Here is a 20890-nt window from a genome sequence, read left to right on the forward strand (position 1 = left end):
GTTTCCATGCCCCGTCGCGGGCGCGAGAGCGTACCGGGGATCGAACAAACTTATGGCCCTCGTCCGGTTCCGGAGAGGTATGAGCGAGACCGACGGGCAGGCGGACGTGACGGTCGTCCTTCCGGACGGATCAGAGCTGGCCGTTCCGGCGGGCGCGACGGTCGAGGACGTTGCCTTCGAGATCGGCCCCGGACTCGGTCGCGACACGGTCGCGGGGAAGATAGACGGCGAACTCGTGGAGAAACACGCGTCGGTCCACGACGGCGCGCGGATCGAGATCGTCACCGACCAGTCCGACGAGTACCTCACCGTGTTGCGCCACTCGGCCGCCCACGTGTTCGCGCAGGCTCTCCAGCGGCTCCACCCCGGCGCGACGCTGACCATCGGCCCGCCGACCGACGAGGGGTTCTACTACGACGTGACCGACGTCGACCTCGACGAGGACGACCTCGACGCGATCGAAGACGAGATGGACGCGATCATCGAGGCAGACTACGACATCGAGCGCGAGGTCCGGTCCCGCGAGGACGCGAAGGCGATCTACGCCGACAACGAGTACAAACAGCAGATCCTCAGCGAGGAGGCCGACGACGAGGAGGTCACCTTCTACGTCCAGGACGGCTGGCAGGACCTCTGTCAGGGGCCTCACGTCGAATCGACCGGCGAGATCGGCGCGGCGACCCTCTTGGAGGTCTCCGCGGCCTACTGGCGCGGCGACGAGGAGAACGACACGCTCACGCGAGTGTACGGGACGGCGTTCGCCTCCGAGTCCGACCTGGAAGAGCATCTCGAACTCCGCGAGGAGGCCTTAGAGCGCGACCACCGGAAGATCGGCCAGGAGATGAACCTCTTCTCGATCCCGACGGTGACCGGGCCGGGGCTCCCGCTGTACCACCCGCCGGGGAAGACCGTCCTCCGCGAGCTGTCGAACTTCGCGAACGAGCTCAACCGTGCGCAGGGGTACGAGGAGGTCGAGACGCCCCACGTGTTCCGGACGGAGCTGTGGAAGCAGTCCGGCCACTACGAGAACTACAAAGACGACATGTTCCTCCTCGACGTCAACGACGAGGAGTACGGCCTGAAGCCGATGAACTGTCCGGGCCACGCGACCATCTTCGACCAGCAGTCGTGGTCGTACCGCGACCTGCCGCAGCGCTACTTCGAGAACGGGAAGGTGTACCGGAAAGAGCAGCGCGGCGAGCTCTCCGGACTCTCGCGCGTCTGGTCGTTCACCATCGACGACGGCCACCTGTTCGTCCGCCCGGACCAGATCCGTCAGGAGATCGAGGCCGTCATCGAGATGATCTTCGAGGTCGTCGAGACGCTGGACTTGGACGTCGAGGTCGCGCTCGCGACCCGCCCCGACAAGTCCGTCGGCGGCGACGAGATCTGGGAGTCCGCGGAAGAACAGCTCCGAGACGTGCTCGAATCCGGCGGCTACGACTACGACGTCGAGCCGGGCGACGGCGCCTTCTACGGCCCGAAGATCGACTTCGGCTTCGAGGACGCGCTGGGCCGCGTCTGGGACGGCCCGACCGTCCAGCTCGACTTCAACATGCCCGAGCGGTTCGATCTCACCTACACGGGCGAGGACAACGAGGACCACCAGCCGGTGATGATCCACCGCGCGCTGTACGGCAGTTACGAGCGCTTCTTCATGGTCCTCATCGAGCACTTCGACGGCGACTTTCCGCTCTGGCTCGCGCCCGAGCAGGTCCGCATCCTCCCCGTCTCCGACGAGACGCTCGGCTACGCGCACCGCGTGAAAAACGAGCTGGAGTCCGCCGGCTTCCGCGTCGAGGTCGAGGACCGCGACTGGACCGTCGGCCGCAAGATCCGCGCCGGCCACGACGACCGGCTCCCCTACATGGTCGTCGTCGGCGAGGACGAGCAGGAGGCCGGCACCGTGTCGGTCCGCGACCGCTTCGAGAACCAGCGTGGGGACGTCGACCTCGACGCCTTCCGCGACCACCTCGTCGACGAGCGCGACGAGAAGCGAACGACTCCCGACTTCATCGACGCCGAGTAAGTCGCGACCGCCCGAGCGACACCGCGGCGCTCCCCGGCATTGTGCCGGATCGTGTCCGCGTCGTGCGCTTCGCACGTGCGCCCCCGCGTTTCGTCGCGTTTTTGCCACTCCTCCGGATACCTCTCGCCATGCCGGACACAGCCGCGGTGACCGAACGAGACAGCGACGCACCGGACGTAGGCGAGTTGACGCCACCCGACCGGACACTGATGGGGCCGGGGCCGAGCGACGTTCACCCGCGCGTGCTCAACGCGATGAGCACGCCCCTCGTCGGCCACCTCGACCCCTCGTTCGTCGAGATCATGAACGAAGTCCAGGAGCTGTTGCGGTACACGTTCCGGACGGACAACCAGTGGACCATCCCCGTGTCCGGAACCGGCTCCGCGTCGATGGAGGCGGCCGTCGGCAACCTCGTCGAGCCCGGCGAGACGATGCTGGTCCCCACGAACGGCTACTTCGGCGGGCGCATGCAGTCGATGGCGGAACGCGCCGGCGGCGAGGTCGTCACCGTCGACGCGCCGTGGGGCGAGCCTCTCGATCCGGTCGACGTCCAGCAGGCGTTCGACGAACACCAGCCGGACGTGTTCGGCTTCGTCCACGCGGAGACCTCGACGGGGGTCCTCCAGCCGAACGTCTCTGAGCTGACCGACATCGCGCACGACCACGACGCGTACGTGATCGCCGACTGTGTCACCTCGCTCGGCGGCGTCGAGATGCGGGTCGACGAGTGGGGCGTCGACGCGGCCTACTCCGGGCCACAGAAGTGTCTCTCCTGTCCGCCCGGCGCGAGCCCCCTCACGCTCAACGACCGCGCGATGGACAAGGTGCTCGACCGAGACGAGCAGCCCCGGTCGTGGTACCTCGACCTCTCGCTGCTTGAGGGGTACTGGGGCGACGACCGCTCGTACCACCACACCGCGCCGATCACGAACGTGTACGCGCTCCGCGAGGCGCTCCGGCTCGTGGCCGAAGAGGGGATCGAGGAGCGCTGGGCGCGTCACCGCGCGGTCGCCGGCGAGTTGAAGTCCGGGCTTCAGGAGATGGGCCTCGAGATGAACGCGCCGGACGAGTACTGGCTGCCGAGCCTGAACGCGGTTCGCGTGCCCGACGGCGTCGACGACGGCGCCGTCATCCAGCACCTGCTCGACGAGTACGACCTCGAAATCGCCTCCGGGCTCGGCGATCTGGCGGGCGACATCTGGCGGATCGGCTGTATGGGCCACTCCGCCCGCCGGAAGAACGTCGAGTACGTGCTGGCGGCCGTAGAAGACGCCTTAGCCGAACAGAGGTTCTGAACGCGAGCGCGCCCTCCGCCCCGAGAGGACCGAGTGCAGCCGTCGTGTGCCCGCGTGACGAACGCACGAGCGATTTTTCACGGAGACCCGAGTTGGTCGAGACATGACCGACGCGTTCGGGCGCGCGATCTTCGACCACCACCGGGGCGAGCGGGACGCGCCGCTCTTACACCGGGACGGCGACGAGACCGTCGAACATCCCATCGAGGCGTTCTACTTCACCGAGTTCGACCCGGGCGCGGACGCGACCCACGAGTGGCTCGCCTCGTGGCTTCACGGGCCGCTCGTCGACCTCGGCGCCGGGACGGGTCGCCACGCGCTGTACTTCCAAGAGCGGTTCGAGACGGTCGCGCTCGAACCGAGCCCCGCGCTCGTCGAGACGATGCGCGACCGCGGCGTCGAGGACGCCCGCGAGGGGGACATGTTCGCGCTCCGCGAGCAGTTCTCGCGCGACCGGTTCGGCTCCGCGCTCGCGAACGGGACCCAGCTCGGCCTCGCGGGGTCGATGCGCGGCCTCTCCGCGTTCCTCGGCGATCTCGGGTACGTGACGACGCCCGACGCGACCGCGGTCGTCGACTGTTACGACCCGACTCACCCCGCGACGGCCGACCTCGTGGGCTACCGGGCGGACCCGACGCCGGGGCTCGCACACCGGGTCATGTTCTTCGAGTACGAGGGCGAGACGAACCCGATCCTCCAGCTTCGGCTCTTCAGTCCGGACCGGCTCCGCGAGGCCGCCGTCGGGACCGGCTGGGAGGTCGCGGACGTCGTTCGCGGCAGCGAGGGGAACGAGTACCACTACCGCGCCGCGCTCCGGAAGCGGTAGACCCCGACGACGCCCTCAGACGGCTCTCGGCTACCACGTCGTCAGCGCTCCCCGCCCGTGGTCGCGCGCGAGCACCGCGAGGAACGCGAGGACGCCGGTGATCGCGAACGCGCCGCCCACGTAAAACACCGCGGCCATGCTCACTTCGACCATCAGCCAGCCGGCGATCAGCGGGCCGGCCACCGAGCCGGGTCGCCAGACGAGTTCGCGGATGCCGAAACTGGACGCGACGCCGCCGTCGTCGGTGCCCTCGTCGGCGAACAGCGCCATACTCGCCGGCTCGCGGAAGGAGTCGGCGACGCCGAGCAGTCCGGAGAAGGCGACGAGCGGGAGGTACGCCGGCGGCAAATCACCGAGGATCGGGATCGTCACGCCCGCGCCGAGCGCGGTGCCGATGGCGGTCGCGAACGGGATCGCCACCGCGATCAGGCCGTAGGCGCCGCCGCCGGCGAAGACGAAGAGCGAGCGCCCGTAGGCGTCCGAGAGCCGGCCGGTGAACAGTTGCCCGACCATGTTGGTCGCCTTCTCGGCCGTGACGGTGACGCCGATGGCGACGCCGGTGACGCCGAGGCCGCCGGCGGCCAGTTCCGTGCTGACGTATATCGGCACCCAGGTTCGTACCATCGTCACGGCGAAGGCGTACTGCGCGCGGAAGGTCGTTATCGTGAGAATCCGTCGGCTCACGGCGAGATCAGAGAAGGGGAACCCCTCGACGCGCGTGTCGTCGTCGTCTAAGACGAGCCACGTGACGCTCCACGCGGCGACCATCAGCGCCGAGATGATCGCGAAGATGGGACCGAAGCCGACCGCGTCGTAGATCCCCCCGGCAGACAGCGAACCGAGGATCGAGGCGGCGAAGGACGCGGCGTTGGCCTTCCCGATCTTGTCTGCGCGCGTTCCGCCGGTCGCGATCTGTCCGACGAGCGAGAGCGTCATCAGGCCCGCCCCGGTGACGACGAACCCCTGTAGCGCGCGAACGAGGACGAACGAGGCCGAGGAGTCGACGAGCGGGAACAGCGCGTAGACGCCCGCGCCGACCCCGAGGACGACCAAGAGAACGGTCCGCTTGTCGAAGCGGTCGCCGGCCCACGCGAGCGGGACCACGGCGACCGTCTGTGCGAGCGTAAACCCCGTCGTGTACATCCCGATGATGAATCCGGCGGAGATGGTGACGCCGAGGACGGTCGTCGCCTGCGGGTCTAAGGTGTTGATGTAGGTGCCCAAAAGCGTGATGAGCGTGATGAACCCGAACCCCTCGGCGAAGCGGGTGAGATAGAGCGCCCAGAACTGCGATCGCCGCACTCCGGTTGGAGCCGCCGCGTTGCTCACACCGGATCGCCGCGTACGGATTTAAAAGGGGTTGCGGTTCGGTGGTCGGGAGGGAGCTCCCGGCGGTGCCGCTCGGCGAAGGGAAGACGAGTCGTCACCGGTGGCTAACTGGGTTTATAAGTGGAGCGAGCCGGTCGTGAGTCCGCCAAAGCGGGTCGCTAGCCGGTTCGCTGTGGCGCCGAAGGTACGTGGGTTGCGTCGTCATCGTTTCGTTGGCCGTGCTGCGTCTAACCGCTCGGCGTGCTCGCCGCGATTCTCCACCCGACCGCGGTAGCGTCTCTGACGAATCGGATTTCAACAAAACCAATAATCCGACGACAGATTTCTTCGATAATGCCCTCCACAAACGACACCGAGCGCCCACAGGAGGCGCTCGACGTTGCAAAACAGTATCTCAGACGTGAACGCCCGCTCAGCGCACTTGTCGTCGCACTCGCCGTATCGGTGTTCTCCGGGACGTACCTTGCGACTTCACTTCTCCCGGCGGTTGTTGTCGCGGTTATCTTGCTTGTCGCCGCGCGCGCTCCAGTCCTTCAATCGAGCGGGACGATTCGACTCCGAACGGACGCCGATCCGGAGACAGTCGTCGCTGAGTTCACCGGCCCGACACCCCCCGTGTTGGCGCTCCAGTGGGGCGTCGCCAGTGAGGTTACCACAGAAGACGATACGGCGATATACCCCGTCTCGTATCTTTTCGGACTCCGATCTGTAGAGGTCGCCGTTGACACGCATACGGATACTACAGCGAGCGGGGAGCGTCTGGTTGAATCCGAAGTCACGGTAAACGGTCAGCCTTGGGCAACGTACACTTCGACAATCAGGTCCACGAACGAACAGACGACCATCGAGGTAGCGTATCTCTCAAACCGGCGTTTTGGTCTGCGACGCATCCCACAGGAACTACTCGCGAAACGGTACCGCGACGAGGTGCTCACCGCTCAGGGATACACGGTCGTCGAACGCGACGCACACTTCGGTCTCTGAGAGCGATTCCGCTGAAACACTCAATTAGAGAACCGTTCTCGGAGCCGTGCTAAACACAGCGCACGTGTCGAGGGAACTCATCTCGGCCCGCTATCACGTTCAGAAGAACTACATAACAAGCCGAAAAAGAGCGAGAGAATGGCAGCAGGCCTACGGAGTTGGTTAGTGAACTCGTGGCTCTATATTCCGATGAACGTTGCCGTTTGGGTGCTGCTGTGGGTTTCGATAGATGTGCTTTTCTCGGACGGTAGTGTGATCTCTGCCGCAATACCCGGAGCAGCGGGCGGATTGGCGTTCGGGATCTTCACCTATTATTTCAACGACCAAGACGGTACGTAACGGAGTCCTCCGATCTGTTCGCGTCTGCTCCGATCGCTGTCGTCTCCGTTTCTCCCGTGTTATACGACGAACCGAACCTGCTCGCGATGCTGAATACGCACACCCCATTCAGCAGGCTGTTTGTATCTGCCGCTGAGAGGTTTAGCAGAGCCGTTGAGCGTGATCGTCGATGTGAGTAAGAAGACGTTGAACAACTTGTTTCCGAGCGAAATACCGGCGAGAGTTCCGGCCTCCACCCCGTGGAGGGCTGGCGCACGCCCGAGCGCGCAACCCCCTGACTCGGCGCGGTTCAGTTCGATTCCGGTGAGTGATTGAATTGGCGTGCGAGATACAGAGGGGGCATCTGACGAGACGGGTGTGGCAAGATACTTTTTGCGAAGGACAGAAATCGCCGTATGAATCGTCGTGCCCTCCTCGCCTCGCTCGCTACCGGTGGGGCCGCCTCGGCGTCCGGGTGTCTAGATAGTCTCGCGGGGGGCTTAACACGAGTCGTTCCAACTGGGCTACGTCGCAGTCCACAACTCCACCGAGGACGCTCACCAGATTGCGATTCGGGTGAGACGCGACGGAACGAACGTTCACCGTTCGACACACGATGTCGCCGGACAGGACGGGGCCGTCGTCGAGAGCGCGATTCCGGAGTGCGACTGGGGGAGTACCCATGGGCGATACGAAGTCGCCGTTCAGATCAATAATAGCGACTGGGTCACCGAGTCGTTCCAAGGGTACGACACGGACGGTGGCGACTGTTCGATCGCGATCGCTGAGGGGACACTCTGGGAGGAAGAACGCCTCGACTTCGGTTCCCGCCGAGCGTGTGATTACGACAACCCTCCTGATGGCCTCTGTTCGTTTGACTCGTGAGACACTCGGACGGTGTATTCAGCAAGGCCTTGCTAGACTATCTGCGAAAGAGGGGGTCAACAGAGCCGGAGACATCGGTACAGATTCCGGTCAGACTCGGTCGATGTGGTCGTAGACGCGGTCGCTGCCTTGCCAGAGACGGAGTTCGCCGTTCTCGTCGAACAGGGCATCAATTCCACTTCAAATCGCTTCCGTCCGGTTCCGTCACCGCATCGCTGTCGCTCTGCGGTTCGGAACACGGGCCGGGCGCGATTTGAACACGCGACCGACGGATTAAGAGTCCGTCGCTCTCCCTAACTGAGCTACCGGCCCTCATCGAAACGTACCCCTGTCGACGTAAAAGGCCTTTTCATTCGACGGCGGGCGGCGGCCGCCCGCAGTCGCCGTCTCGCGTACAGAGCGCACTCGTTAAGTGTCGTCCCCCGGAAATCACAGCCAATGAGTGGGGCATCCGGATCGGCGCGAACGCGATACGCGATCCTCGGCTGTGGGAGCGTGGGCCACGCCGTCGCGGAGGACCTGACCGGTCGCGGCAAGGACGTGCTCATCCTCGACCGCGACGAGAGTCGCGTCGAGGCGCTCCGCGACCAGGACCTCAACGCCCGCGTCCAGGACGTCTCCGACCCTGACGTGGTCGAGGAACTCGACGACCGCGACATCGTGTTGATCCTCGCGAGCGACGTCGAGGCCAACAAGGCGGCCGTCTCGGCGGTCCGCGACACCGGCGGCGACCACTACGTCGTCGTCCGCGCCTCCGACCCCGTCAGCGAAGACGAGCTGCGCGAACGCGGCGCCGACGTGGTGATCAACCCCTCGACGGTGATCGCCGACAGCGCCCTCCAGTCGTTAGAGACCGGCGAGCTGGAGTACATGGCGCGCCAGCTCGCTGAGATCATCGAGGGCGCCGACGGCCGCATGGCCATCCTGACCCACGACAACCCGGAGCCGGACTCCATCGCGTCGGCGACCGCGCTCCAGGCCATCGCCGACGCGTTCGGCGTCGACGCCGACATCCTCTACACCGGCGACGTGGGCCACCAAGAGAACCGGGCGTTCGTCAACCTCCTCGGGATCGATCTCGTCGCGCGCGAGGACGCCCCCAACCTCGCGGAGTACGGGACGATAGCGGCGGTCGACCTCGCGAAGTCCGCCGAGGACGGCTTCGATTTCGACGTGGACATCGACATCTACCTCGACCACCTCGAAGCCGAGGTCCCCTTCGACGCCCGGTTCGTCGACGTCCGGACGAACGTCTCGTCGACGTCGACGATCCTCACGAAGTACCTCCAGGAGTTCGACCAGTCGCCGACGGAGGCGGTTGCGACCGCCCTCCTCTACGGGATCCGCGCCGAGACGCTCGATTTCAAACGCGACACCACGCCCGCGGACCTGACGGCGGCCGCCTACCTCCACCCGTTCGCGAACCACGACACGCTCGAACAGGTGGAGTCGCCGTCGATGAGCCCGGAGACGCTCGACGTGCTCGCAGAGGCGATCCAGAACCGCGAGGTGCAGGGGAGCCACCTCTTTTCGACGGCCGGCTTCATCCGGGACCGCGAGGCGCTCGCGCAGGCGGCCCAACACCTGCTCAACTTGGAGGGGATCACGACGACGGCCGTGCTCGGCATCGCCGACGACACCATCTACCTCGCGGCGCGCTCGAAGGACATCCGGCTCAACATCGGGAACGTCTTAGACGAGGCGTTCTCCGAGATGGGCGACGCCGCCGGGCACTCGACGCAGGGGTCGCTCTCGATACCGCTCGGCATCTTCACCGGCATCGAGTCGAGCGGCGACAACCGCGACACCCTCCTCCACCTCACGGAGGAGGCCGTCCGGCGGAAGCTGTTCGACGCGCTCGGCGTCGAGGGCGGCGGCGAGAGCACCAACGGGTCGTAACTCGGCGGCGAGAGCGAGACGCTCATCTGACCGGCGGAGCGGTTTTTACGTCTCAGCCCTTAACGCTGTCACCGCCGACGCCGACCATGCACGTCCCCGACGACCCCCCGGAGAACTGTCCCGCCTGTGGCGCCCCGTACGCGTCGGTCTCGCGGCACGCCGGCGGGTTCATGGTCAACCTGATCGACAACGAGCGGTACCGACGGGTGTGTTTCCACCCGGTCGGCACGAGCGCCGGCGCGGCCTTCGACTGTTTTCATCACACGCACCGCCAAGCCGGCGGCTCGGTTGACGAGTAGCACGCTTCGAACACGGCGAAAAGGAAGCGACAGCCGCGAGCGATGCCCGCGGAACGCCGCCGTCCGGTCGGCCGCGACGCTCGTGATTTAAAAGTCGTCGCCGGTCGTGATCGAGGTGTACGAGCCGATCAGCGCGCCGGACAGGTCCACGTCCTCCAGCGTGGCTCCCTCGTCGACGACGGAGTTGCGAACGGTCGAGTCGGCGATCGTCGCGTCGGGGAAGACGACCGCGCGTTCGAGCGCCGAGTCGGTGATCGTCGCGCCCGACATCACGTGAACCACGTCGCCGAGGTCGCTGTTCTCGACGGTGGCGTCGTCGGCGACGAGCGTGCCGCCCTCAAGCGCGTACTCGACCGCGTCGAGGTAGCTGTCGGCGGTCCCGATGTCGAACCACGCGCCGTCGAAGGTGTACGCGTGGACGCCGCCGCGCTGTTGGAGCCACTGCAGGAACCAGCCCGGCTCGTCCGGGTTGTTGCCGTCTTCGAGGTAGGTCCCGAGGTCGGGCAGCGTCTCCGCGGGGAAGGCGTAACACGCGATAGAGACGAGCGTGCTCTTCGGGTCGTCGGGCTTCTCCTGGAAGTTCACGACCTCGTCGCCGTCGAGTTCGACGAGCCCGTACGACTTGGCGCGCTCGCGGTCCTCGACGTCGTAGGCGGCCAGCGTCGGGGTCCCCTTCGATTCGAAGAAGTCGGCGAACTCGCCCAGATCGAAGCTGATCATGTTGTCGCCGGCCACGACGATCAGGTCGTCGTCGACCCCTTCGCGGTCGACGAGCTGTGCCAGCGCCCCGACGACGCCGAACTTCTCGTCTTCCTCGACGGTCTCTTCGACCGAGAGGGTGGGCTTTTCGAACGGACTGTCGGCGAGGTACTCGTCGAACGTGTCGGCGAAGCGCTCGTTCGTCGAGACGAACACCTCGTCGACGCGGTCGTCGGCCTCCAGATCCTCGAATATCTCGTCGATGACGGTGTTTTCGCCGACCGGGAGGAACATCTTCGGCCGGGTTTCGGTGATCGGCCAGAGCCTGGTCGCGTAGCCACCCGCGAGTACAACGGCTTTCATATCACCTCCGTCTCACCCCGGTGTCATACTTCTTGCGCTCCTGTCAACGCCGATAAACGGTCTGTTGGTTTCCCAAGTCCGACCCCGACCGCGAGAGAGGGCGCGCTACTCGCTCAGCCGGTCGGTGTCTATCGAGACGCCCGGCGGGGTGACGACGAGGAACCCGCGGAAGTGCATCAACTCGCCGCCCATGTCTTTCACGTCGCGCGCGAAGCCCGCGGCGAGTTCGTTGAGGTCGCCGTCGATGGACAACACGAGGGTGTTACCGTAGTCGACGCTGCGAACCCACTCGTCTGGGTCGGTCGTCCCGTCGAGGACGCCGAGCACGACGTCGCCGGCGGCCGCGAACGCCTCGTCCATCTGCTCTTCGGCGTCGCGTAAGTCGAGGTCCCAGTCGCTCATACCTCAGGGTCGCGAGGCGGCGGCAAAAGCGTTCGGACGCGGGCTGCCGTCCCCGTCGCGGTGTCGTTAAGTGCGCACCGGCCCCAATCGGTGTATGAACCACACGCGACGGTCACTCCTCGCGGGCGCGGCGTCGGTCGGCGTCGTCGGCGCGGCGGGCTGTCTCGGCGGCGGGAGCGCCGGAAGCGGCGGAAACGAACTCGACACGGGGTCGTACGACTGTTCCCTCTCCGAGCCGTCGAGCCCGGACCTCGAGTTCCGGCCGACGCTCGGCGACGCGAACGCCGACGTCGTCGTCAAGGCGTTCGAGGACTTCACCTGCGGTCACTGCGCCACGTATAAACTGGACCACTTTCCGACGATCCGCGACGAGTACGTCGCCACCGGCCAGATCCGATACGAACACTGGGACTTCCCGATTCCCGTCAACGAGGCGTGGGCGGTCCCCGTCGCCAGCGCGGCCCGCGGCGTCGGGGCCCGTCAGGGCTCCGCGGCGTTCTTCGAGTTCGCCTCGGCGGCCTACGAGTCGCAGGGGAACTACAGCGGGGCGGCGATCGGCGACGCCGCCGAAGCGGCCGGCGCGGATCCCTGTCTCGCCATCGCCGACGCCCAGTTTGCGGCCTACGAGGAGGCGTCGATGGACGATCGAAGCGAGGGCGAGGCGATGGGCGTCTCCGGGACGCCGACAATCTTCGTGAACGGCGAGGCGGTCGCCGACTACAGAGCCGAGACGGTCGCGGCGGCGATCGACGACGCCTTATAAATAACCGACGGCGGCTCGCTCGCGGTCCCCGCCCGAGCGCCGGTCTTTTGCCCGCTCGGCGCGTCTCCTCCGGTGATGACTGCCGACGATCACGGGGAGCGACGCCGACTCGGCGCCGTCGTCCTCGCCGTGTTGATCTCGCAGGTCCTCCTGTACCCGGGCGTGCCGGCGCTCGTGGTCGCGCTCGGCGCCCCCGGCGGGATCGACGCCGGGATGTGGTTCCTCGTCGCGGAGTTCGGCGCGTTCGTCGCCTTCGCGGTCGTCTGGGGCGCCGCCAGCGACGCGCTCGGTCGCCGGTCGCCCCTCATCGTCGCCGGCGCGGTCGGCGGGGCCGCCTCCTACCTCGTGTTGGCCGTGCTCCCCGAGGTGGGGGTCGGCTTCCGGGCGGCGCTCGCGGTCCGGGTCGTCGGCGGCGCGCTCACCATCGGCGCCTTCTCGCTCGCGATCACCTCGCTGATGGACCTGGGCGGCGGTAACGGGCGCAACATGGGTACCGCCGGCGTCGCTATCGGGCTGGGTGCGGCGGTCGGCTCCGTGGTCGGCGGCGCGCTCGCGGACGCGAACGCGGTCTACCCGCTCTACGCCGGCGCCGCGGTGTTGGCGGGGGCGGCGGGGCTCGCGGGGACGGTCGACGACCGACTTGTCGCCGATCGGTCGAGCGCGCGGGACGGGGGGAGCGCCGGCACCGACGACGATGCCCCCGCCAACACCCCGGACACCCCGGCCACCGATGTCGGACTGCGCGACGTGATCGCTCGGACCCGGACGACCCCCGGCCTCTTCGTACCCCTCGCGTTCGGCTTCGTCGACCGGCTCACGGCCGGTTTCTTCGCCTTGGTCGGCGTCTACTACTTCCAGGACCCCGAGACGTTCGGGCTCTCGGCGGCGGCCGCGGGAGGGACGCTCGCGCTCTTTTTCGTCCCCTTCGCGCTGTTGCAGGCCCCCTTCGGGTCGCTTTCGGACCGGATCGGCCGGCTCCGCCCCGTCGTCGTCGGCTCGGTCGCGTACGGGGTCGTCACCATTGGCGTCGGCGTGGCCCCGACGTACCCGATCGCGGCCGGGCTCATGGTGCTCGTCGGGGTCTGCGGCGCGCTGATGGCGCCCGCGACGATGGCGCTCGTCACGGACTTAGTCGAGCCGGAGGCCCGCGGCGCGGCGATGGGACTGTTCAACGTGTTCGGCTCGCTCGGCTTCCTCACCGGCTTCCTGATCGGCGGGAGCGTCACCGAACTGTTCGGCTACACCGCCGCGTTCCTCGCGGTCGGCGCGCTCGAACTCCTCATCGCGGTGGCCCTGTTCCCGGCCGTGCGCGCGATCGCACCGGGCGACGGCCTCCGCGGCCACACGCGGACCGGCGGGCAGTCGCCCTCGGAGTGACGGCGAGCCGCGGCCCCTGCGAGCCGAACGCCCTCCGCGACCCGCCCGAGTCGAGCCCTTTTAAGGCGCGCGTCTCTTCGGTACGGACGACAGATGGACATCCTCGTGGTGGGCGCCGGCGAGATCGGTCGCTGGATCGCCGACACCGTGTCGGCCGCCGACTCGCCCCTCGACGCGACCGTCGCCTTCGCCGACAGCGACCCGGCCGTCGCCGCGGACGCGGCCGCCGGGCGCGACGCCGAGACCGTTGGCGTCGACGCCGAGACGACGCACGACGCCGTGTGTCTCGCGGTGCCGATGTCCGCGGTCCCCGACGCGGTCGCCGCGTACGCGCCCCGCGCCGAGCGGGCGATATTCGACGTCTCCGGCGAGATGACCGACGCGGTCGCGGCGATGCGCGACCACGCGCCCGACTGCGAGCGCGCGAGCTACCATCCCCTCTTCGCGCCGCCGCGCGTCCCCGGCAACGTCGCCGCCGTGGTCGACGCCGGCGGCCCGCTCATCGATGGAATCGGCGCCGCCATCGAGGCCGGCGGCAACGACGTGTTCGAGACGACGCCCGCGGAACACGACGAAGCGATGGAGACGGTCCAAGCCGGCGCGCACGCGGCCGTCCTCGCGTGGCGACTGGCGGGCGAGGCGGTGCGCGACGAATTTCACACCCCCGTCTCGGCCGCGCTCGACGAGGTCGCGGACACCGTCACCGAGGGGTCGCCCGCGGTGTACGCCGAGATCCAGCGCGCCTTCGACGGCGCCGACGACGTGGCCGCCGCGGCCGGCGAGATAGCCGACGCCGACCCCGAGGCGTTCGCCGCCCTCTACGAGCGCGCTCGCGGCGACCGCGAGGGGCGGGAGCGACACGAGTGAGCCGACGACTGACCCGACCGACGCCGGAACTTCCATGATAGACAGAGACGCCGTCCGGAACAACGCCAACTACCTGCGCAACGTCAGACCGATCGACCCCGAAGAGATCGCGGAGTATATCGAGGGGGGCGCCCATCCCGCGGTCGTCCGCGAGACGCTCCGCGAGGAGGCGTTCGACCTCCGGCTCCGCGAGCGCGCGGACGGCGCCTTCGAGCCGGTCTCCGAGGCCCCCGTCCAGTCGCCCGGTTGGGCGCCGACGGCGCTCCCCGAACGCTACACGTTCGCGCTGGAGGATCTGTTGGTCCGGGAGTTCGGCGCCAACTGGCACCGCGGGGAGTCCGGCGACGAACTGCGCGAGGCCGTGCGCCGCTTCAAAGACGACTACCTCTACGGGAACGACGTGGCGTACGACCGGGTCGCCGCGCTCGGCTACGCGATCTACCACCTCCCGGCCTACTACGCGACGATCGGCTACGTCCTCGACGACCTGACGGAGAACGGGCTGCTCGACCGGACGCTCCGCGTCCTCGACGTGGGCGCGGGCGTCGGCGGGCCCGCCTTGGGACTCGCCGACTACCTCCCGGACGACGCGGTGGTCGACTACCACGCCGTTGAGCCGAGCGCGGCCGCCGACGTCCTCGACCGCCTGCTCGACGAGACGGATCGGAACTTCCGGCAGACGATCCACGAGACGACGGCGGAGTCGTTCTTGGGCGTCGGGGAGCCGGCCGAGGCCGACGCCGACCGCGCCGACGCGCCGGACGGCCCCTTCGATCTGGTCGTCTTCGGGAACGTCCTCTCCGAGCTGGACGACCCCGCCGCGGTCGTCGAGGCCGCCGTGGACCGGCTCGCGGACGACGGGAGCGTCGCGGCGTTCGCGCCGGCGGACCGCAACACCGCCATGGGGCTCCGGGAGGTCGAGCGCGCGGTCGCGACCCCCGCGTCCGGCGTCGAGACGTACTCGCCCACGCTCCGCCTCTGGCCGGACGCGACCCCCTCCGACGGCGGGTGGTCGTTCGACGTGGCGTCGGATCTCGACACGCCCCCGTTCCAGCGCCGACTCGACGAGGCCGCGACGCGCGGCGCGGCCGACGAACCGGGTGAGTTCCGCAACGTCGACGTCCAGTTCGCGTACGCCATCCTCCGGACGGACGGCAAACGGCGGGTGGACGTGCAGGCGAGTGCCGACCGCTGCGCGCGGATGGCCGACTCCGAGTCACACGTCACCGACCGAGTGAACTACCTCGCCGTGAAGTTGAGCCACGACCTCAGCGACGGCGACAACGCGCTGTACCTCGTCGGTGACGGTTCGCAGACGGTCGACCACTACCTCGTCTGTACCCGCGAAACCGTCCTCAACGACGACCTCGGGCGGGCGGACTACGGCGCGGTCGTGTTCGTGGAGAACGGGCTCGTCCTCTGGAACGACGACGAGGGCGCGTACAACGTGGTCGTCGACGACGAGACGGTCGTCGACCTCGTCGCTCCCTGAGCCGGCCCGGACGCCCGCCTCCGGTGCGTATTTGTCAGTCCGCTTCGTTCTGTTCGGAAACGATGGCGGTCGCACTCTCCGAGGCGTTCGTTCGCGTCGCCGGGTCGTCTCCGGTAGCACAGGCGTTCGTCGGGGGCACCGTCATCGCCGTATTAAACCTCGTCGGCGCGTCGCTCGTGTTGGTCTGGCGGAACCCGTCGAAGCGCGCGCTCAACGGCCTGCTCGGCTTCGCGGCCGGCGTGATGCTCGCCGCCGCGTTCACGAGCCTGATCATCCCCGGTATCGAGGAGTACTCCGGGGGCAATCCGATCCCGACGCTCGTCGGCGTCGCGCTCGGCGCGCTCTTCCTCGACCGCGCGGACGCGCTGGTCCCGCACGCGCACTACCTGTTGACGGGGAAGCGCCGACCCGACGCGGCGGGCCAATCGGAGACGCTGCCGGTCTCCGACGAGCGACTGGCCGGCGTCATCCTGTTTATCCTCGCCATCACGCTCCACAACATGCCCGAGGGGCTGGCGGTCGGCGTCGGATTCGGCGCGGCCGCCGGCGACCCGGCGCGGCTCGGGAGCGCGCTGTCGTTGATGCTCGCGATCGGCCTCCAGAACGTCCCCGAGGGGCTCGCCGTCTCCGTGGCGGCGATAAACGCGGGCCTCGCGCGCCGGCGCTACGCCGTCCTCGCCGGGCTCCGAGCCGGGGTCGTCGAGATACCGCTCGCGGTGCTCGGGGCCGTGGCCGTGGCGACGATCGAACCGCTGTTGCCGTACGCGATGGGGTTCGCCGCGGGGGCGATGCTGTTCGTCATCTCGGACGAGATCATCCCCGAGACGCACCGGAGCGGATACGAACGCACGGCGACGCTCGGCCTCATGGCCGGGACGATCATCATGCTGTACATGGACATCGCGCTGGCCGGCTGAGGGGGTCGGGTCGCATCCGGACGGCGGGTTGCACTCGGACGGCGAGTCAGCCGACCGGCTCGATCAGTTCGGGCGCGTCGACGGCGGGGGAGTTCACGCGCGTCGAGACCGGATGCGCCGTCAGGTCGGTCGCCGGATACGGGTCGAGCAGGTCGGCGGCGGCGTCGGGGTCGCCCCGGAGCCACGTCTCCTCTTCGTCCGGCTCCAAGATCACCGCCATCCGGTGGTGGAGGTCGGCGACCACCTCGTTCGGCTCGGTCGTAACGACGGTGAACGTCTCGACGGGCCCGTCGTCGGGTTCGGGTTCCGCGTCGCCCCCGCCGCCGAACGCGCCGAGCCCCGTCTGCGTCGTCTCCGGCTCCGGGGGCTCCCAGCGCTCGTAGAGTCCCGCCATCGCGAACGGGCGGTCGTCACCGAACGCGACCCGGTAGGGCGTCTTCTCCGCGCCGCCCTCGTCGACCCACTCGTAGAAGCCGTCCGCGGGGACGAGACACCGCCGGCGCTCGAAGGCGTCGGCGAAGCTGCGCTTCTCCCGGACCGTCTCCGCGCGGGCGTTGATCAGGCCGAACGACTCGTCGGCCCACGACGGGGTGAGTCCCCACTCCATTCGCGTCGCGCGGTCGGGCGTCTCGTCGGTGATCACCGGCAGCGACTGGCCGGGCGCGCAGTTGTAACTCGGATCGACCCCTCCGAAGTCGGCACCGAACCGCGCTTCGAGGTCCGCGGCGGAAGCGAAGAGCGTGTAGCGACCGCACATTGATACCGAGCGTAGGCGCCGCCGATATTTAAATCGCGGTCGCCTCCCGTCCCGCCGTCCCGTCGGGTTTTTGCCCGCGCGTCGCCGGGGTCTGGTATGCGCATCGAGAACAGCTTCATCCCGGTCGAAGGGGTCGGCGAGACGACGGAGCGCCGCCTGTGGCGTGCGGGGGCCACCACGTGGGAGTCGTTCGACCCCGCGGTCGACGTGGCGGGCGTCGGGTCGACGACCGCAGACCGGATCGAGTCGTTCATCGCCGAGGCGCTGACGCACCTCGACGACGGCGATTCCGCCTACTTCGACCGCGCGTTCCCCAGCGGGGAGCGCTGGCGGCTCTACGAGAACTTCCGTGCGGACACCTGCTTTTTCGACATCGAGACGACCGGCCTCGACGAGCATCGCGATCGGGTGACGACCGCGAGCTTCCACCGGGACGGCGAGACGACGACGCTCGTCGCCGGCGAGGACCTCACCGCCGACCGACTCCGCGCGCAGTTCGCCGACGCCAGCCTGCTCGCGACGTTCAACGGCGCGCGGTTCGACGTGCCCTTCCTCGAAACCTCGTTCGGAATCGATATCGACACGCCGCACCTCGATCTGATGTACCCGTGTAAGCGGGTCGGCCTCTCCGGCGGTCTCAAACCGATCGAGTCCCAGATCGGGATCGACCGCGACCGTCCGGACCTCTCCGGGAGAGACGCGGTCCGCCTCTGGCGCGAGTACGAGCGCGGCGACGACGACGCGCTCGACACCCTGGTGTCGTACAACCGCGAGGACACGGAGAACTTGCGGACGCTCGCCGACACCATCACCGCGACGCTTCACGACGACGTGTTCGTCGCCGGCGGCGCCGAGACGCGGTCGAACTGAGTTTAAAAGGCCGCCTGTCGAATCCGCCCGCTACGTCGCTTCCGCGTCGGTGTTGGACTCTTCGACCGCCGACTTCTCGTCCGCCGATTTCTCGTCCGCCGACTTCTCGTCCGTCGACTTCTCGTCTGCCGGCTCCTCGTTCGCCGACTCTTCGTCCGCTAATTCTTCATCTTCCGGCTCCTCATCACCCGACTCGCTAGGCGCCTCCTCGGCGCCGGAGTCCGCTTCCGCCGCCTCCTCTGCGTCGGTCTCGGCGGGGGCCGCGGAGTCGGCGTCCTCGTCACCCGCATCTGCGCTGTCGGCGTCCGCGTCCGAGCCGGTCTGCTGGACGAGTTTCATCTCGCCGCGAGCGCGGAGCGTGCCGTCGATTTCGGCGCCGTCGTGAATCACGAGGTCGCCGGCAGACACGTCGCCGCGGATCCGAGCGCCGGCCCCGATCGTGACGGTCCCCCCGCGAGTGGTCACGTCGCCGTGGATCGTCGTCTCTGCGCCGACTTCGATGCCCTCGCGGGCGCGCAGCGACCCGAACACCTCGTCGCGCTCGCCGACGCGGATCGACTCCGCGCGGAGGTTCCCGTGAAGCCGGCAGTCGTCGCCGACCGTCGCCGGCGTCGAGACGCGCCACGCGTCGTCGGATATCTCGGCGCTTCGGGGGATCAACAGGGGGTCGCGAACGTCGTCGCCGTCGGCGAGCGCGGTCGCGAGTTCGTCGGCTGCGTCGGTCTCGCCGAGTCGCAACAGCTGCGAGAGGACGATGAAGTAGAAGACGAGCGTCGGCACGGGGTTCCGGATGACGATCCAGCCGTTCGCCTCAAACCCCTCTTCGATCGTCACGTCGTCCCCGATGTCGAGGTCACCGGAGACCATCAGCCGTCCCGTGACGGTCACCCGCTCGCCGAGGTACGCGTCCTCGCCGACTAAGACGTTGCCGTCGACAGAACACCACGTGTCGAGCCGGCAGTCGCCCTCGGCCTCGATGTCGTTTTCGACGCGCACGCGCTCGCCGAGCGCGACGTTTCGGCCGCGGAGCCCGAACTCCACCGTCGACTGGCTGCCGACGAGCACGTCGCCGTCGGTGACGAGGTCGTGCTCTTCGACGGTCGTCCCGGACGGGACGGCGAGCTCCTCTATCGGACCGCCTCCGCTCAGCGACACACCGAGAGAACTCCCTCCGCCCGTATAAACCGTGTGGGGTCGTCGGACGGGCGTCGGACGGCGTCGACCGCTCTCCGAGCTGGCGCGCGGCCACCTGCACCGCCGTATGCGTGCAATTCGTTGCCGAACGGCCGCGGGGTCACTACCCTTATCAACCCGGCTCCGAAGGGTCACGTATGGGATTTGGATCGTACGATGAGAGCGAACAGCAGGACCAGGACGTAGACACAGACGATGACGCGGCCGTGAACGTTCACGAGAACGACCACGACGGCGAGGTCACCATCGAGGGCGGGGCGTCGACCGACGATCTCGTCGGGCGACTCTCCGAGATGAAAGACGACGAAGACGACGAGTAACCGCCCCGCCGAACCCGCGCACGCCGGCTCGCAGTCGGCCCGAGCCGTGTCACGCTCCTTTTACCCGGCCACAGCGTATCGGCGGCTATGAGTACAGAGCTGACGTTTACCGACGACGGCGTCGACGTCGTCTACGAGGGCACCGAGTTCGAACTCGAAAAGGACCTGATCGAAGAGGCGACCGGCAAGCGGTACCGCGACGTGACCGACCACGAGGTGTTACAGATCGTCGCCGAGGAGCCGGATCTCGACGGCGAACCGGTGCGGATCGGCGACGTGCTGTAGTCGTCGGGACCGCTTTTTCGAGCAACTCCGCCCGCGCTGGTCGCTTCGTGTGTCGCTCCGACCGGGTGGTCACAGTATACAGATCCGGACCGGCTTATATATTGTCCGCTGAGACACCTCTGTTCGGCACGCTCAGCGGTCGCGGAACAAGATAGTGGGGCCGGAGGGATTTGAACCCCCGATCGACTGATATCCCCGGTGCGCCTCGGAACTCCAGAGGGTCGTCAACGCGACCGATGATCAGTCGGCCGCTCGGTATATCAGTCTGGAGTGTCGTCCCGGGCGCAAGCCTCTGGAGTCAGTCGCCATGCCTGGCTTGGCCACAGCCCCGCGTGATCTCGCATCAACTGCTTGCCGAAACGCGGATAAAGGGGTTTCGATCGCAGGCGATCGGGCGACGGAACGGCGGCCCGCTCGTGCGGCGACGGGCTCAGTCGTCTCGGTCGTCGGCGCTCCAATCGCAGTCTTGGCACTTGTACCCGGTGACGAACTCGGTCACGCCCGGCATGTAGCCGACGGAGATGACGTCGCCGCCACACTCGGGACAGTCGCGGTCGGCGTCCGCGATGGATTCGGCTTCGAGGACCTGCTCGCCCTCGATCAGTTCGGCGAGCTTCTCGGGGGTCACCATTCGCCCTTGCACGACGCGGTTAGACATACCCGTTGTACTGCACCGAGTACCAAAACACCGGCGACACGCGGTACGGGGGTCAGTCGAGC

The 20890-nt window shown here is 67.9% G+C and carries 19 protein-coding genes, 2 tRNA genes and 1 pseudogene; 14 read left to right on the forward strand and 8 right to left on the reverse strand.

Going from position 1 to position 20890, the window contains the following annotated elements:
* Positions 1 to 52 precede the first annotated feature (52 nt).
* From thrS to DOS48_RS18225, 3 genes are all read left to right on the forward strand, one after another.
* On the forward strand, positions 53 to 2029 hold the full coding sequence (gene thrS, locus DOS48_RS18215; RefSeq protein ID WP_210755401.1) for a threonine--tRNA ligase: 1977 nt from the start codon (positions 53 to 55) through the stop codon (positions 2027 to 2029).
* 128 nt (positions 2030 to 2157) lie between these two features.
* The gene (locus tag DOS48_RS18220) at positions 2158 to 3324 is read left to right on the forward strand and encodes an alanine--glyoxylate aminotransferase family protein (protein WP_127117109.1); all 1167 of its coding nucleotides are present in this window, start codon (positions 2158 to 2160) and stop codon (positions 3322 to 3324) included.
* Positions 3325 to 3427: 103 nt separating this feature from the next.
* The gene (locus DOS48_RS18225) at positions 3428 to 4150 is read left to right on the forward strand and encodes a class I SAM-dependent methyltransferase (protein WP_127117110.1); all 723 of its coding nucleotides are present in this window, start codon (positions 3428 to 3430) and stop codon (positions 4148 to 4150) included.
* A gap of 30 nt (positions 4151 to 4180) precedes the next feature.
* On the opposite strand, the gene DOS48_RS18230 is transcribed toward DOS48_RS18225, so the two are convergent.
* Complete coding sequence (locus tag DOS48_RS18230) at positions 4181 to 5479, reverse strand: MFS transporter (RefSeq protein ID WP_127117111.1); 1299 nt, start codon at positions 5477 to 5479, stop codon at positions 4181 to 4183.
* A 333-nt stretch (positions 5480 to 5812) separates the two neighbouring features.
* On the opposite strand from DOS48_RS18230, the gene DOS48_RS18235 reads away from it, so the two are divergent.
* Entirely contained in the window at positions 5813 to 6463 is a 651-nt protein-coding gene (locus DOS48_RS18235; protein ID WP_127117112.1) for a hypothetical protein, read from the forward strand.
* A 1441-nt stretch (positions 6464 to 7904) separates the two neighbouring features.
* Here the strand turns inward: DOS48_RS18235 and DOS48_RS18240 are convergent.
* Positions 7905 to 7978: transfer RNA gene (locus DOS48_RS18240), tRNA-Lys, on the reverse strand.
* Between the two features lie 126 nt (positions 7979 to 8104).
* Here DOS48_RS18240 and DOS48_RS18245 point away from each other — a divergent pair.
* Positions 8105 to 9565, forward strand: a complete 1461-nt coding sequence (locus DOS48_RS18245) for a DHH family phosphoesterase (protein ID WP_127117113.1) — start codon at positions 8105 to 8107, stop codon at positions 9563 to 9565.
* An 86-nt stretch (positions 9566 to 9651) separates the two neighbouring features.
* On the forward strand, positions 9652 to 9864 hold the full coding sequence (locus DOS48_RS18250) for a hypothetical protein (protein WP_127117114.1): 213 nt from the start codon (positions 9652 to 9654) through the stop codon (positions 9862 to 9864).
* A gap of 87 nt (positions 9865 to 9951) precedes the next feature.
* Here the strand turns inward: DOS48_RS18250 and DOS48_RS18255 are convergent, their stop codons facing one another.
* Both DOS48_RS18255 and DOS48_RS18260 read right to left on the reverse strand, forming a co-directional pair.
* Positions 9952 to 10926, reverse strand: coding sequence for a sugar phosphate nucleotidyltransferase (locus tag DOS48_RS18255; RefSeq protein WP_127117115.1), 975 nt, complete (start codon positions 10924 to 10926; stop codon positions 9952 to 9954).
* A gap of 108 nt (positions 10927 to 11034) precedes the next feature.
* Positions 11035 to 11328, reverse strand: a pseudogene (locus DOS48_RS18260) (DUF5779 family protein); the annotation flags it as partial.
* A gap of 94 nt (positions 11329 to 11422) precedes the next feature.
* Between DOS48_RS18260 and DOS48_RS18265 the strand changes: the two are divergent.
* From DOS48_RS18265 to DOS48_RS18285, 5 genes are all read left to right on the forward strand, one after another.
* Positions 11423 to 12091 carry a thioredoxin domain-containing protein gene (locus DOS48_RS18265; RefSeq protein WP_127117117.1) on the forward strand — a complete coding sequence of 223 codons (669 nt, stop codon included), beginning with the start codon at positions 11423 to 11425 and terminating at the stop codon, positions 12089 to 12091.
* A gap of 75 nt (positions 12092 to 12166) precedes the next feature.
* Positions 12167 to 13468, forward strand: coding sequence for an MFS transporter (locus DOS48_RS18270; protein WP_127117118.1), 1302 nt, complete (start codon positions 12167 to 12169; stop codon positions 13466 to 13468).
* Between the two features lie 93 nt (positions 13469 to 13561).
* Positions 13562 to 14335: an NAD(P)-binding domain-containing protein gene (locus tag DOS48_RS18275; RefSeq protein ID WP_127117119.1), complete on the forward strand. Its 774-nt coding sequence runs from the start codon at positions 13562 to 13564 to the stop codon at positions 14333 to 14335.
* A 34-nt stretch (positions 14336 to 14369) separates the two neighbouring features.
* A complete protein-coding gene (locus DOS48_RS18280) occupies positions 14370 to 15827 on the forward strand; it encodes a small ribosomal subunit Rsm22 family protein (RefSeq protein WP_127117120.1) in 1458 nt (485 codons plus the stop codon).
* A 62-nt stretch (positions 15828 to 15889) separates the two neighbouring features.
* The gene (locus DOS48_RS18285) at positions 15890 to 16744 is read left to right on the forward strand and encodes a ZIP family metal transporter (RefSeq protein WP_127117121.1); all 855 of its coding nucleotides are present in this window, start codon (positions 15890 to 15892) and stop codon (positions 16742 to 16744) included.
* A gap of 46 nt (positions 16745 to 16790) precedes the next feature.
* On the opposite strand, the gene DOS48_RS18290 is transcribed toward DOS48_RS18285, so the two are convergent.
* Entirely contained in the window at positions 16791 to 17501 is a 711-nt protein-coding gene (locus DOS48_RS18290; RefSeq protein ID WP_127117122.1) for an SOS response-associated peptidase, read from the reverse strand.
* A 96-nt stretch (positions 17502 to 17597) separates the two neighbouring features.
* On the opposite strand from DOS48_RS18290, the gene DOS48_RS18295 reads away from it, so the two are divergent.
* A complete protein-coding gene (locus tag DOS48_RS18295) occupies positions 17598 to 18371 on the forward strand; it encodes a ribonuclease H-like domain-containing protein (protein ID WP_127117123.1) in 774 nt (257 codons plus the stop codon).
* A 30-nt stretch (positions 18372 to 18401) separates the two neighbouring features.
* Here the strand turns inward: DOS48_RS18295 and DOS48_RS18300 are convergent, their stop codons facing one another.
* Positions 18402 to 19526 (reverse strand): polymer-forming cytoskeletal protein, encoded by a 1125-nt coding sequence (locus DOS48_RS18300; RefSeq protein ID WP_127117124.1) that lies wholly within the window; start codon positions 19524 to 19526, stop codon positions 18402 to 18404.
* 176 nt (positions 19527 to 19702) lie between these two features.
* Between DOS48_RS18300 and DOS48_RS18305 the strand changes: the two genes are divergently transcribed.
* On the forward strand, positions 19703 to 19885 hold the full coding sequence (locus tag DOS48_RS18305; RefSeq protein ID WP_127117125.1) for a DUF5786 family protein: 183 nt from the start codon (positions 19703 to 19705) through the stop codon (positions 19883 to 19885).
* Between the two features lie 87 nt (positions 19886 to 19972).
* On the forward strand, positions 19973 to 20170 hold the full coding sequence (locus DOS48_RS18310; RefSeq protein ID WP_127117126.1) for a DUF5800 family protein: 198 nt from the start codon (positions 19973 to 19975) through the stop codon (positions 20168 to 20170).
* Between the two features lie 155 nt (positions 20171 to 20325).
* Here DOS48_RS18310 and DOS48_RS18315 read toward each other — a convergent pair.
* Positions 20326 to 20500 (reverse strand) — tRNA-Trp (locus DOS48_RS18315).
* 100 nt (positions 20501 to 20600) lie between these two features.
* The gene (locus DOS48_RS18320; protein WP_127117127.1) at positions 20601 to 20828 is read right to left on the reverse strand and encodes a DUF5795 family protein; all 228 of its coding nucleotides are present in this window, start codon (positions 20826 to 20828) and stop codon (positions 20601 to 20603) included.
* Between the last annotated feature and the right edge of the window lie 62 nt (positions 20829 to 20890).

The organism is Halorubrum sp. PV6 (assembly GCF_003990725.2).
In the GTDB taxonomy this organism is placed as follows: Archaea; Halobacteriota; Halobacteria; order Halobacteriales; family Haloferacaceae; genus Halorubrum.

Bases quoted from the DNA above. Each gene is read 5' to 3' on its own strand.
- thrS (WP_210755401.1), top strand. From the start codon at position 53: ATGGCCCTCGTCCGGTTCCGGAGAGGTATGAGCGAGACCGACGGGCAG.
- DOS48_RS18220 (WP_127117109.1), top strand. From the start codon at position 2,158: ATGCCGGACACAGCCGCGGTGACCGAACGAGACAGCGACGCACCGGAC.
- DOS48_RS18225 (WP_127117110.1), top strand. From the start codon at position 3,428: ATGACCGACGCGTTCGGGCGCGCGATCTTCGACCACCACCGGGGCGAG.
- DOS48_RS18235 (WP_127117112.1), top strand. From the start codon at position 5,813: ATGCCCTCCACAAACGACACCGAGCGCCCACAGGAGGCGCTCGACGTT.
- DOS48_RS18245 (WP_127117113.1), top strand. From the start codon at position 8,105: ATGAGTGGGGCATCCGGATCGGCGCGAACGCGATACGCGATCCTCGGC.
- DOS48_RS18250 (WP_127117114.1), top strand. From the start codon at position 9,652: ATGCACGTCCCCGACGACCCCCCGGAGAACTGTCCCGCCTGTGGCGCC.
- DOS48_RS18255 (WP_127117115.1), bottom strand. From the start codon at position 10,926: ATGAAAGCCGTTGTACTCGCGGGTGGCTACGCGACCAGGCTCTGGCCG.
- DOS48_RS18265 (WP_127117117.1), top strand. From the start codon at position 11,423: ATGAACCACACGCGACGGTCACTCCTCGCGGGCGCGGCGTCGGTCGGC.
- DOS48_RS18270 (WP_127117118.1), top strand. From the start codon at position 12,167: ATGACTGCCGACGATCACGGGGAGCGACGCCGACTCGGCGCCGTCGTC.
- DOS48_RS18275 (WP_127117119.1), top strand. From the start codon at position 13,562: ATGGACATCCTCGTGGTGGGCGCCGGCGAGATCGGTCGCTGGATCGCC.
- DOS48_RS18280 (WP_127117120.1), top strand. From the start codon at position 14,370: ATGATAGACAGAGACGCCGTCCGGAACAACGCCAACTACCTGCGCAAC.
- DOS48_RS18285 (WP_127117121.1), top strand. From the start codon at position 15,890: ATGGCGGTCGCACTCTCCGAGGCGTTCGTTCGCGTCGCCGGGTCGTCT.
- DOS48_RS18290 (WP_127117122.1), bottom strand. From the start codon at position 17,501: ATGTGCGGTCGCTACACGCTCTTCGCTTCCGCCGCGGACCTCGAAGCG.
- DOS48_RS18295 (WP_127117123.1), top strand. From the start codon at position 17,598: ATGCGCATCGAGAACAGCTTCATCCCGGTCGAAGGGGTCGGCGAGACG.
- DOS48_RS18305 (WP_127117125.1), top strand. From the start codon at position 19,703: ATGGGATTTGGATCGTACGATGAGAGCGAACAGCAGGACCAGGACGTA.
- DOS48_RS18310 (WP_127117126.1), top strand. From the start codon at position 19,973: ATGAGTACAGAGCTGACGTTTACCGACGACGGCGTCGACGTCGTCTAC.
- DOS48_RS18320 (WP_127117127.1), bottom strand. From the start codon at position 20,828: ATGTCTAACCGCGTCGTGCAAGGGCGAATGGTGACCCCCGAGAAGCTC.